The sequence below is a fragment of the Clostridium rectalis genome (assembly GCF_900626095.1).
GTDB classification, from domain to species: domain Bacteria; phylum Bacillota; class Clostridia; order Clostridiales; family Clostridiaceae; genus Clostridium_AS; species Clostridium_AS rectalis.
On sequence record NZ_UYZZ01000002.1, the window covers coordinates 313,701 to 326,720 of the forward strand.

The following is a 13,020-nucleotide window of genomic DNA, read 5'->3' on the forward strand; positions in this document are numbered from 1 at the left end:
ACCCTCCTATGCCACAACTTTATTCTTTCTATCTTTTAAAAATAAATTAACATACGCTAAAATATATTTAACTTCTTTTCTATTTATATATGCAATTAACAAAGCTATAACTAAATCTACATAAATATTATTATAAACTAAATCTAATGTTGCTAAAAGCAACATAGAAGATGTATTTAATATATAAAAACCTAATTTAAATTTAAACCATAATTTTCTTGATATAAGAGTTCTGGTCCAAAAGAAAACTGTATATGATATTCCTGTAGCTATTGACGCCCCTAACGCACCATATCTAGGAACTAATAAATAGTTTAAAAAGTAATTAACTATAGCAGCTATTAGTGATACTATTATATTATAAGATGTTTTTCTAGAAAAAGATATTCCTAAACATGTAGATTCAGATACTGTATACATTACAGGCAGCAGTAATAAAAATGGAACAATAACAGATGAACTAGAATAACTTGTACCTAATAATTTTATTATTAAATCCTTAAATAAAACTATACCTACAAACATAAAATTCATAAAACACATTAACATATTACTTACTTTAATAAATCTTTCCCCTTCTACATTTTCCTCATACCATCTAAATGCAGTTGGTGTCCAAAAAGTACAAAAGGCACTTTGAACTATACTTACCACTGTAACTACTTTTAAAGCTGCTGAATACAATCCTATTTCTTCAAAGGATGACCATTGCCTCATAGCTATTTTATCCATTGAATTTAAAAACCATACAATGACAGACGCCGGTACTAAAGGTAATCCAAATTTAAACATTTTATTTATTAACACTTTATTTATTTTAAATTTAGTAAACCAATAATCTCTTGTAAAAAAACATTCTAATACACACATAAAAACTAATGCTACAAAACCTGCATTTATAATACCTTTAAAGCTCTTGTCTATAAATAAAAGATAAGGAACTAGGATTATAACATTTATAATTTTATTCATCACATTAAAAAGGGAGTATAGTCTAGCTTTTTCTTGCATTCTTATAAGTAATAAATTAAATCTATCTATAACTGAAAAAGGTAGTGATAAAGCTAGTATAATTACAATATACCTATCCACATTATCAATCATTAGTATTGATAATGGTTTATAAAAAAACATATACAAAATTCCTAATATTATTGAAAATACTAAAGGAACAATTAATGAATTCCAAAATAAAGCCTTTTTATCTTCTTCCGCATTATACTCCCTTGTAAAAGATTGATCCATACCTAAATATATAAACATTGAACTAATACTTAAAGCCATTGTATACATAGATGCTTTTCCAAATTCCTTAGGGACTACAAAATATGTAGTTATAGGTACAATAAAAAAACTAACAATAGCAGATAGTATTGGTCCCATTGAAAAACCGATAAATCTTTTTATAAACTGCTTGGGACTATCACTCATATTAATTTCCTCCTAATACAAATACATAAAGTTCATAAATTTTATAAAATCTTGGTTTTTAATCTATAAATATATATATAATACCTTTTAATCTAAGAATTCTGTCTATACTATATCAAAATTATTTTTTCTTTACAACATAATTCACTATTTATTTTCTAAGTCTTAATATTTTAAATACTGGATTTATTATCTCCTGTATCTCTTTTACTTTTAATAAATATATAACTAAGGTATAAAATACTATACCAATAACCATACAAAATAAAATTGATATGCTACTTCCTTTAATTCCATCTCCTAAAGTAAATAAGATATACTTGTTTACAATATTAACTATTATACCCATAAAAGCAGCAGCTAATATTATTTTTATAAAAGATTTAATTATATTTTTAAAACCTATACCATCTAATTTTTTATTTAAATCTAATAGCATTATTATAGTTATAATAATTGCTGATATACTAGTTGCTAATGTAAGTCCACTAACGCCTAAATATCTTATTAATAAAATATTTATAACCACATTTATTATTATTCCTATAAAACTATTAGTCATAGGAGTTTTAGTGTCCTTTATAGCATAAAAAGCCTTATTTAAAATATCTCTTATTCCATAAGCAACCATAGCAGGAGTATATAATAGTAGCGCTTGTGAAGTTAGAGCTGCCGCACTTTCAGTAAAAGCTCCCCTTTTAAAAATCACATTTATAAGTGGTGCTCTAAGTATTGCAATTCCCACTGCAGCTGGTACCATTATTATGAGTATTATATTTATAGCCCTACTTAATTCTCTCTTATACTCTCTTTTATCCTTTTTAGTTGCTAATTGAGAAAGTGTTGGATAAACTATCATAGCTATACCTATAGCAAATACTTCATATGCCAATGTATTAATTTTATTGGCATTATCTAATATAGTAGTTGCTCCAAAAAATATATTTGTAGCAAAGGCTCTATTTATAAGAGCATTTAACTGAATAACTGATGTGCTTATAATAACCGGTACTGTTAATTTAAACATTTGCCTAATCTTAGTATCCTGAATATTAACATATGTACTATATTTATAACCTAACTTCTTATACTTAGGTATATTTATTATAAATTGAGTAAAAAATCCTAACACTATAGCAACTGCAAATCCAGGCAATCCATACTTATTAGTTAGAAAAACTAAATATACTACATAAACTATATTAGAGACCATTGCCATAGCCGCAGGTTCAAAAAAATTTTTATGTGTTTGGAGAACCCCTGTAACAACACTTTGTAAACTTACAAAAATCAAAGATAAAAGCATTATTCTAGTTATCTTTACTGATGTATTAAATACCAGTACATCTTTTTGAAATCCAGGAGCGATAATATAGATTATATATTTTGAAAATACTATCATTAATATAGTTAATATAATAGTTCCTATAGAAAAAGTATTAATAACATTATTTACAAATCTATTACTTTCTTCTTTATCTCCATTATTTAAATTTTCTGTATGTATTGGTATAAATGTAGTAGTTACACCATAACTTATAGTAGTTAATAGATTAACTATTCCCAATGAAGAAATATATATATCTGTTATATAAGAAGCTCCAAATTTTGCGGCTATTAAAGAATCTCTTATTAGTGCAAAAACTTTTCCTAATATTATTAATAGCATAACAAAAATAGAACTTTTTAAAGCTTTATTCTCCTTCATATACTTCACTCCAAAACACTAAATTAAGTTTTTATAACATTCATAATAAGATTTACAAAAATTTTTCATAGAGTATTTACTAATTACAGTATTGTACAAGTTTTCACCTAAAATATTTAATTCATTCTTATTATTATAAGCTTCTTTCATTTTATCATAAATATCATCCATGGACGTAGGATTTATTAAAAAACCATTGCTTCTGTTTATAGTAAATGGTATGTCACCCACATTTGAAGCTATTACAGGCACTTTCTTTATACCACTTTCTAGTATAACTAAAGGAGGTGATCCTCCTTCATTTAAAGATGTTAATACACTTATATCCGATACTTCTAAATAATCTTCTATATTATCTTTAAAACCCAAAAATAGAACTTTATCATCTAAATTTAGATTTTTTACTTTTTCTTTTAATTTTTCCTCTTCTACACCTTCCCCAGCTAAAAGTAATTTTATATTTTTATATTCCTTCGTCAATTTATGAAAAGCTTCAATTAATAATTTATGATTTTTAATAGGATGCATTCTAGCTACCATTATATAAATAAATTCTTCTTTTTTAATATTTAATTTTACTCTTAAATCATTATTACATTTACCTCCCTCATAATAATTTAAGTCTATTCCATTATTTATAATAAACTTTCTACTTTTCACATTATCATTATTTAAAATATCTTTTATATAGTTTGATACACATATATGATTTTTGAAGCTTTTTATCCCTCTGATGCTTAAAGGCGTAAATAAATAGTACTTGTATTTATTATTTAAAAAATCTTCCTTATAATTACTATGCACTGTTGCCACCGATGGTATGCTCAATCTTTTATTAACGAAATAGTGGGTAAAAAAAGCCTTTGCTCCATGAAAATTAACTATATCAATATTATTATTTTTTATATATTTTTGTATTTCATTATTTATGAAACTCTTACTACTAAATAATGTGGTTTTTACTCCTAGTTTTTTTGCCTTATTATATAAAGGACCTTCCCCAATACATCCTAATACAGTATGAAATAAGTCTTTAGAATAGTAACATAAATCTAGAACATGTTTGCCGCCTCCACCTATATCATTTCCCGTTATAATTTCAAGTACCTTCACTTAAATCATCTCCTAGCACATTATATTTTACAAATATAATGATATTTAAAAAAGGAGTTTTAAACAACTCCTTTTACAAACTTTTATTTTGAATATTATGTGAATAAGAATCACTTAAAGCTAAAAATATAAAAAAGAAAGTTACCACCTTAGGTGCAGAGAAAAAATTATCAATAAAATTCATAAACATAAAGGCCACTATAGAAGCTGTAAAACCTTTATAAAAATATTTATAAAAATTATTATCCACCTCATTAGAAAACCTATTATTTTTTATAAGTGAGGCAACTAAAAAGCCTACTAAGGATACAGAACCTATAATACCCAATTCACATTGTGCCTTTAAAAAAGCATTATGTGGATGAAAATTTTCATGCGCTTTATAATATCCAATCTTTTTTACTTTTTTATAATATTCCTCATATAAAGTTCTGTAGTTACCATTTCCAACACCTAATATTTTATGATCTTCTATCATTTTTAAAGCTATTTCCCATAAACTTAGTCTTGATAAGTTTTGGCTTAAATTTCCAATATCTTTAATTCTACTTGATATTTGCGGTATGATCATGGCTATTGGTGTAGCAATAATTATTCCATACACCAATCTAAAATTATATATAAAAATTAAGGCAATATAGCCTATAATTATAGCTAGCCAAGCATTTCTGGAAAATGATAAAACTATATTCAATAAAACTATTAATAACATAAAAGCAAATATAAGTTTCTTTTTAATATTTTTTTCTTTCATAAACAATATAATGAATGGAAATAGAAATAAAATAAAAAACGCACCTAGATTATTGGAATTCTCCATAGTGGATATTATTCTCGAAACTGCTTCACTGCCTCCGTAATATTTTATTCCTTTTCCTAAGCAATATTGCATTATACCAATAATCCCTATTATTACAGCTGATGCTATTGATGAGTACATAATTCTATTTATCATTTTTCTTTCAATAATATAATACTTAATTATAAAAAATAAAAATAAATATGTACTAATTCTTAAAGATTCTTTTAAAGCTAGATTTTTATCTGTAGCATATGAAACACTTATAAACATCATAGCAATCCATAAAAACATAAACAATGAGTTTAAATTTTTGAAAAAATCCTTTCTTATTTCATGTATAAATTTATTTCTTATATCCTTCTTTAAAGCTATAGCTACTATACATATAAATATCATAGCCGCTAGCAAGATATCTGCATTAAAAGGTATATTTTTATATTTAAATTTACTAGGTAGTATAGGTAACATAAAAACATATACACTTATAATGTAAGATAAAAAATCACCGAATTTTTTCATAACTACATTCTCCCTAAATTATCATAAAATAAAATGCACTACACTATTTTAATTATTATATCATATTTTTTTATTAATAATGTGTTTATATAACTTTAGTGTGTTCTGTGCATTATGATTCCATGTAAACCCTTCTATTACAGTTTTTTTAGCATTTTTACCAATATCATCTGCAATGTGCTTATTTTTTAGTAAATTATCTATTACACATACTAAATCTTCCACATTCTTTGGTTCTACTAAAAAACCATTTTCTCCATGTTTTATTACATCTTCTATACCCTCACCTTTTACTCCTATAACCGGTTTACCTTGAACCATTGCCTCTACATAAACCACTCCAAATCCTTCCTTCCAACTTGGTAAAGAAAAGATTTTACATTTGCTCATATACTCCATTGCCAGTTTATGTTCTAATTTACCTAAGAAAAATACATTCTTTTTTAGCCCATAGTCTTCTACAAGTTTACTTAAATTTATTCTTTCAACTCCATCTCCAATTATATGGTATTTCAAATTAGGATACTTTTTTACTAGCTTATATACAGCTTTTATATTTATATCTATTCCTTTTGTATTTATAAGATTAGAAACACTTAATATATCTATATCTGGGAAATCTTTTTCACTTACTGTTTTCTCTGCTATAAGTTCATTTACATCCACTCCATTATTTATAACACTTATTTTTTCATAAAAAGGATACTCTTTAACAATATTTTTTAATTTAGTACTTACTGTTATTATTTCATCTGTGCTCTTTAGTGCTTTAAAAACAGCATCCTTTGATGCTTCATTTTTATTTATGGTATTTTGAAAATCCTGTCCATGCACTGTAATGAAATGAGGTATATTTAATCTTTTATTTAATAACATACTACAATATCCATCCGGTAAAGCTACATGGGAATGTATAATATTGAAATCAAATTTTTCATGTAATTGAAACACTAAATTTTTCACACCTTTATACATTCTTTCCCCAGACTTTGAAAAAGAATAACCCTTAGGGAATTCCAAATATCTAGGATAATATACTTCTATTCCATCTATTATATCTTTAGATGGAATTTTAGAATACTTATACCATTTATTATTTATCTTATTTAAGGGGAACCCAGCCCAAGGTACTGGAGAAACAACCTTAACATTACACCCTAAAGAAACTAATTCCTTCACTTGTTTATGTACAAAGACCCCGGATATACTATTATAGGTTGATGGATACATATGCGATAATATTAATACATTCATCATAAAGCCCCCTTATACAGTGAATATTTGTTATAGTTATGAATTTACTATAGTTTCCAATTTATATATAGATAAAATAACTAATAAACATATTAGTTATTTTATCCATATATATTACTATAAAAGTTTATATTTATCTTGATATTTTTTTATTATTTTCTATGGACTTTTTAGATTTAAAAATATAAAATACCAACAAACCTTGTAAAAAACCTATTCCATAACTAATATGTAATATAGGAAAAATTATTGGTATATACTTTAAAACACCCTTTTCTTTTTTACTAACTTTTAAAGAAAATATTAAATCTCCTAATACATAAGTTAAAACTTCTATACCCCATAAGATAAGAATAGGCTTAAAAAATAATCCTAATAATAATCCTAATATATTAGTTAATACAAAGGCCATAGGTACCAAATGCCTTATTGAAGCAGTTTTTCCATGCTTTTGCATAACTTTTACTTTCCAAAACCCATATTGATAATATTGTCTCCATAATTTTTTTAAAGAATCTCTACTATAATAATAAGATTTAATATTTGGAGAAAGTAATATCTTATATCCACTTTTAACTACTCTATAATTTATTTCATCATCTTGATTCCTAACAAGTTCTTCATCAAAATACCCTATCTTATCTAAAACACTTCTTCTGTATGCGCCAAATGCTACAGTATCTACAAAGGTTTCTTTTTTAGCATACCTAAACAAAGCATTGCCAACACCAAAAGGAGAGCTCATAGCTAAAGCTATAGATTTTCCTTTACTAGAACTATTTAAAGTTTCTATAGGGCCACCTACACAGCCTATGCTAGAATCTCTCATTAATAATTCTACATTATTTTTGATAAAATTTTTGTCAGCATATGCGTGAGCTCCAAATATAATAATTACATCTGCCTTACTTTTTCTTATACCTAGATTCATTCCTTTTGGAGCAGTTATACCTTCATTTAATACTAACTTTATATTTTTATAATTGTTCTCATATTTTTTTACTATCTCCTGTGTTCCATCTGTTGAAAAACCGTCACAAACCAAAATTTCATATAGCTCTTTAGGATAACTTTGATTAATAAAAGAATCTAGACATTCTTTTATGTATCCTACTTCATTTTTACATGGAATTACAACAGAAACTGTTGTAATATTTTTCTTATCCATAAATTCACCACCCATTATTAAGCCTCTACTGAACCTTCATTGTTAATTTCCATTAATCCTAATACTAAAAATATTATAATTGTGCCAGTTATTACACCTTTATGATTAAATTCATTACCAGTTAAAGTAGAAAAAATAAGATAGGTTATTAAAGATACAAATAAACTCCTATTTTTACTATAATCTTTAAAAGAAACCTTTATTCTATTAACCATAAGTAATATATAAATTAATAAAGAAATTAATCCAAATTCCACTCCTATTTGTAGTATTATATTATGAGCATGTTCCAACATATAGTGAGCCGCTTTTACTTTCCATCTTAAATCTTCTGGCATCATTAAATACCCTCTAGTTGCAAACTCCTTATAATACTCTGGAAAACTACTCATACCAACTCCAAATGGATAATCTTTAATTATTCTAACATCCGTATAAATGGATTGAATTCTGGCTATAGATGATTCATTTTCTAAAAAACTAGATACATTGTTCCCTCTAGTTAATATAAAAGACATAGCTGGCTTTATTAATATAGCTCCTATTACTACCATAACTATTACTAATTTCTTATATTTCTTACTTATTAGAATTAAAAATACTGCTATAAGCGCACTTAGCCAAGCTCCTCTAGTAAATGTTATTAATAATGCTGCAGTTTGTATACATAGAGAACTATAAAGAAATTTTTTTTCTGATTTACTATTCTTATTATATAAAATATATTCCAGTACAAAAGGCAGAACAGTGACTAAAATTCCTGCAAATATGTTCACGTTATGATAACCAAATGTTAATAGCGCTCTATTCTTATTTATATTATGTAAGGATATACCATCCTTAAATATTTGTACAAAACCATATAAACAACTTAAATTAACACTTAAAATTATAGAATAGATTATATTTCTCATATCATTTTTATTAAACATAGTTATTATAATTAGCATAAACATAATAGGTGTAACTACACCTAGATATGTATCACTAATACTTTTCCAAAAATAAACAGAATATGAATTAGAATTATAAACAAATATTATAAACAAAGACACTAATATATAAAATTTAAAGGTATTTTTATCACCAGTTTTTAATTTATATTTTATATTAGTAAATATGTTTTTAATGTTATATATAAAAACCGTAGTAATAAATATAGTTTCAAATGATATTTTAAATATAAAAAAATCAATTTGAACAAATTTTCGTGCTGTAACAAAGAATGGTAGTGAAATCAAAAATAATAACACCGATTTTTTACCATCTTTAAATGATAAATATATTTCATTTAACAGTAAAAAAGTAGCACTAAATAACATAAAGACATCTTTTTTACTATTTCCATTAACGTTCAAAATAGCTACTATAAAAGATATCAAAAAACTACAGCCAAGTACCTTTTTATCGTAGTGTAAAATTTTTTGTAAGTAATATTTCATTTTTATTACTCCTTATTAAACTTTATTTTTTAAATGTATTTAGTTGTATTTTTCTATATTTATTGGTTAAATCACAATATTCTTTATAGGAATAATTTAGTTCCTTTACAACTTCATCTATTGATTTATCCCCTTTAATGGCCTCTACAGAAAGTTTAACTGTTTTAGCCGAATCTCTAGAAATAAATATTGATGGATCTAATACCTCAGTTTTGAAATTTGAAACTTCATTGTATTCTTTATAAATATCATTTTTAACCTGGGTTTCATTTATAGTAGGAGATATTGCCATTCTAGTACTCAAAATCTCTCTATTAGCATCTTCTGATGTTAACCACTGTAGCACTTGCTTTACTGCTTTTTGCTCTCCTTTACTTTTTTCTAAAGTATTTTTATTTACACATAAAAAGTTGGAATTAGATAAATAGTATTGTCTATCTTTATCCCTGTCATTGAATTTAGGTAAATTACTTATACCAGTTTCAAAATTTAAAGGGATTATGTTTGAAAAATACCCTTTATCTTCAAATGTAGATATATGCATGGCTACATTCCCCTGATAAAAGTTTGTTCTTAAATCCTTCTTGCTTTTCTTGTCGAATTCATCATCTAATAATTTTTCATTGTAAAGTTTGTTATACACTTTAAGAATTTCCTTAGAGGAATCAAAATTATATACTCCATTTTCATAATCCCAAAAAGATGTGTATATTTTATCCAAATTAACACTTGGCTCTCCTATAGATTGTTTAAAATCTTCATACTCTATAAGTGGAAATTGAAACGGTACTATATCTGGAAACTGTTTTTTTATCTTTCTACTATATTCTAATACTTCATTCCAATTTTTAGGTGGTTTATTTGGATCAAGTCCCGCTTTTTTAAATATATCTTTATTCCAAATAAACTTTACATTTTCTTCGTTTACCCTTACCCCAATAGGATTACCATTAAAATAAACAAAATCATCTGTTTTTAAACTGTCTATATCATCTAAAGTTTTTATGTAGTTATCTTTGATTAACTCAAAAAAACCATAAATCATTATATCTGGACCTTTTTCAGCCGCTAATGCAGTTTTTAATATATTATCATAATCCCTATTATCATATAAACTTAACATAATATAAATATTTTTATTATCTTCATTAAACTTTTGAATTTGATATTCTCTTGTATTTGATACCCTATCTTTAGGCAACCATACTCTAACTATAGTTTTATCCTTTAAAAACTCATAGTCATCATTACTAATTTCTTTTTTCCTTAAATCAAATCTATATAAAGCAGATAGTATAATTAAAACTAAGCAAATTACACTTATAAACTTTAAATACAAGTTTTTACGTTTATCCATAATATACAACTCCTGTGTATCTATTTAAAAATATTATTTATTGTATCTAAAACTTTATAGGAAGCCTTTCCACTACCAAAAATACTTTTTTGACTAATATTAGGTTGAAAATTTAATACAGAATTCAATATTTTACTTTTATCCGTTCCTACTACAACATTCCAACCATTTTGCACAGTTTCAACCCACTCTGTTTCATCTCTCATTGTTATACAAGGTTTTTTCATGAAAAAAGCTTCTTTTTGAACACCACCACTATCTGTAACAATTTTTTCTGAATTCATCTCTAAACTTATCATATCTAAATATCCTACGGGATTAATTAACTTTACATTTTTATTGAATTTTAACCCATAATTCTCTATGTACTTTTTAGTTCTAGGATGCAACGGTAAAACAACATCTTTATTACTTTCATTTAAAGCTTCTATAATATTTTTTAATCTATTTATATCATTAGTATTTTCTGCTCTATGTATAGTAGTCAATATATAGTTTTTGTTTTCCAAGGATAATTCTTTGACGATATGTGATTTTTCTTCCGCTAATTTCTTAAAATTAATTACAGCATCAAACATTACATCCCCTACATTGTAAACTCCTTTAGTTATACCCTCATTATGAAGATTGTTTTGTGCTGTAGCTGTAGGAACAAATAATAATTTAGATATGTGATCTGTAAGAATCCTATTTTGTTCTTCTGGCATATTCATATTAAAACTTCTAAGTCCAGCCTCCACATGAGAAACAGGTATTAGTAATTTACTTGCGCACAAAGCCCCTGCTAACGTAGAATTTGTATCACCGTAAACCAATACCAAGTCTGGTTTTTCTTTTAAATATATCTTTTCTAGATCTATAAGCATTCTTCCTGTTTGTTCACCATGATTTCCAGATCCTATTTCTAAATTATAATCAGGCTTTGGTATTTGTAACTCTTCAAAAAAAACTTTAGACATATTTTCATCATAGTGTTGTCCTGTATGAACTAGTATTTCTTTATGTTCTTTTCTTATTACATTAGAAACCGCCGCTGCCTTTATAAACTGAGGTCGTGCACCAACTACAGTTAATATCTTCATTAATTATCTCCTCCACAATTTTTAGAATTTATTAATCATTTTCTAGCTCTTTGTATGCATTTATAAGTACTTTTCCTTCACTTTCCCATGAATACTTTTCTAAAACAAATTTTCTACCATTTTGACCCAATTCTTTCATTAATTCTTTATCCTTCAATAATTTTTCTATTGTTTTAGCTATATCTTCAGGATTTTTAGGGTCTGTGCCTAAAAAACATCCCTTAAATACACTATTCCAATATTCAAAGTTAGACATTATCATAGGCAATTCACAGGCCATATACTCAAAAGGTTTATTAGGTAACGCTGTCACATGATTCTCAACAGGCCAAAAATTAACTATTCCAATATCCGATTGCTTCATATAAGAGTAAGCCTGTTTTTGTGGTATTAATCCAAAATATTTTACATATTCCCATCCCTTTGATTTCATGCACTCTTCTTCATAATATTTATTTTCCCACTTTCCTAAAAGCCATAACTGGACTTCGCCCTTTAAAAATTCCAAAGCATCTATAATCTCTTTAATACCTCGTATTTTAGTTAATCCTCCTGCGTAAATTACAATAGGTTTTTCTTTCTCAACATCTACAGCTTTTATAGAATCTATATCTGAGATAATAGGAAAATTTCTAACTATTACAGTTTTATTTGTATTGAAATTTTTTGCAATTTCCTCTGAAACACATACTATTTTGTCAAATTTTTTTGATGATTTTTTTTCATATCTATTAAACATATTAGATACTAGTTTCCTTACAAAATCATTTTTCAACCATTCTTTAGTTAATATTTGTTTAGGAACATCCTCATGTACATCATATATAACCTTTTTACCTAATTTCTTCAACTTTAATCCTACAGGTATTAACTCAGGATCATGAAAATGATATATATCCGCATTTATTTCTACTGCCCTTTTAAAAGCTATTTTTCTCTTTTTAAAAAACCTATAAAACCTACCATTTTCTTTCGGTAGATGAGCTATTTTTACCCCATCAGAAATTTCATCTTTATCATTAGCTATTAATAAATATATATCATAGCCGTTTTTTGCAATAGTCCTACATTCCTTATGATATATTCTAGTATCATAGGTAGGATGTGCTGTTGATATATGACAAATTTTATTTTTCATTATTTA

10 protein-coding genes are annotated in these 13,020 nt (G+C 25.8%); all 10 read right to left on the reverse strand.

Translation table 11 applies throughout. The features are described 5' to 3' along the window. Nucleotides 1-6: 6 nt before the first annotated feature. The 10 genes from EJL03_RS04195 to EJL03_RS04240 all read right to left on the reverse strand — a co-directional run bounded on the left by EJL03_RS04195 (nt 7) and on the right by EJL03_RS04240 (nt 13,014). Entirely contained in the window at nt 7-1,431 is a 1,425-nt protein-coding gene (locus tag EJL03_RS04195) for an oligosaccharide flippase family protein (protein ID WP_125152716.1), read from the reverse strand. Between the two features lie 151 nt (nt 1,432-1,582). Beyond that, nucleotides 1,583-3,139, reverse strand: a complete 1,557-nt coding sequence (gene murJ / locus EJL03_RS04200) for a murein biosynthesis integral membrane protein MurJ (protein WP_125152717.1) — start codon at nt 3,137-3,139, stop codon at nt 1,583-1,585. A gap of 18 nt (nt 3,140-3,157) precedes the next feature. Then, nucleotides 3,158-4,252, reverse strand: a complete 1,095-nt coding sequence (locus tag EJL03_RS04205; protein WP_243108642.1) for a glycosyltransferase family 4 protein — start codon at nt 4,250-4,252, stop codon at nt 3,158-3,160. A 73-nt stretch (nt 4,253-4,325) separates the two neighbouring features. After that, nucleotides 4,326-5,573, reverse strand: a complete 1,248-nt coding sequence (locus EJL03_RS04210; protein ID WP_125152718.1) for an O-antigen ligase family protein — start codon at nt 5,571-5,573, stop codon at nt 4,326-4,328. Between the two features lie 60 nt (nt 5,574-5,633). Next, nucleotides 5,634-6,827, reverse strand: coding sequence for a glycosyltransferase (locus EJL03_RS04215; protein ID WP_125152922.1), 1,194 nt, complete (start codon nt 6,825-6,827; stop codon nt 5,634-5,636). 133 nt (nt 6,828-6,960) lie between these two features. Further along, nucleotides 6,961-7,995: a glycosyltransferase family 2 protein gene (locus EJL03_RS04220; RefSeq protein WP_125152719.1), complete on the reverse strand. Its 1,035-nt coding sequence runs from the start codon at nt 7,993-7,995 to the stop codon at nt 6,961-6,963. Between the two features lie 17 nt (nt 7,996-8,012). Beyond that, nucleotides 8,013-9,437 carry an O-antigen ligase family protein gene (locus EJL03_RS04225; protein ID WP_125152720.1) on the reverse strand — a complete coding sequence of 475 codons (1,425 nt, stop codon included), beginning with the start codon at nt 9,435-9,437 and terminating at the stop codon, nt 8,013-8,015. Nucleotides 9,438-9,459: 22 nt separating this feature from the next. Beyond that, a complete protein-coding gene (locus EJL03_RS04230; RefSeq protein ID WP_125152721.1) occupies nt 9,460-10,794 on the reverse strand; it encodes an ABC transporter substrate-binding protein in 1,335 nt (444 codons plus the stop codon). A gap of 20 nt (nt 10,795-10,814) precedes the next feature. Further along, the gene (wecB, locus tag EJL03_RS04235; RefSeq protein WP_125152722.1) at nt 10,815-11,876 is read right to left on the reverse strand and encodes a non-hydrolyzing UDP-N-acetylglucosamine 2-epimerase; all 1,062 of its coding nucleotides are present in this window, start codon (nt 11,874-11,876) and stop codon (nt 10,815-10,817) included. Nucleotides 11,877-11,907: 31 nt separating this feature from the next. Further along, nucleotides 11,908-13,014 carry a glycosyltransferase family 4 protein gene (locus EJL03_RS04240; protein ID WP_125152723.1) on the reverse strand — a complete coding sequence of 369 codons (1,107 nt, stop codon included), beginning with the start codon at nt 13,012-13,014 and terminating at the stop codon, nt 11,908-11,910. Nucleotides 13,015-13,020 lie beyond the last annotated feature (6 nt).

Coding starts and splice junctions, on each gene's coding strand:
- EJL03_RS04220 (WP_125152719.1), bottom strand. CDS start 7,995: ATGGATAAGAAAAATATTACAACAGTTTCTGTTGTAATTCCATGTAAA.
- EJL03_RS04240 (WP_125152723.1), bottom strand. CDS start 13,014: ATGAAAAATAAAATTTGTCATATATCAACAGCACATCCTACCTATGAT.
- EJL03_RS04215 (WP_125152922.1), bottom strand. CDS start 6,827: ATGAATGTATTAATATTATCGCATATGTATCCATCAACCTATAATAGT.
- EJL03_RS04210 (WP_125152718.1), bottom strand. CDS start 5,573: ATGAAAAAATTCGGTGATTTTTTATCTTACATTATAAGTGTATATGTT.
- EJL03_RS04225 (WP_125152720.1), bottom strand. CDS start 9,437: ATGAAATATTACTTACAAAAAATTTTACACTACGATAAAAAGGTACTT.
- EJL03_RS04195 (WP_125152716.1), bottom strand. CDS start 1,431: ATGAGTGATAGTCCCAAGCAGTTTATAAAAAGATTTATCGGTTTTTCA.
- EJL03_RS04230 (WP_125152721.1), bottom strand. CDS start 10,794: ATGGATAAACGTAAAAACTTGTATTTAAAGTTTATAAGTGTAATTTGC.
- wecB (WP_125152722.1), bottom strand. CDS start 11,876: ATGAAGATATTAACTGTAGTTGGTGCACGACCTCAGTTTATAAAGGCA.
- murJ (WP_125152717.1), bottom strand. CDS start 3,139: ATGAAGGAGAATAAAGCTTTAAAAAGTTCTATTTTTGTTATGCTATTA.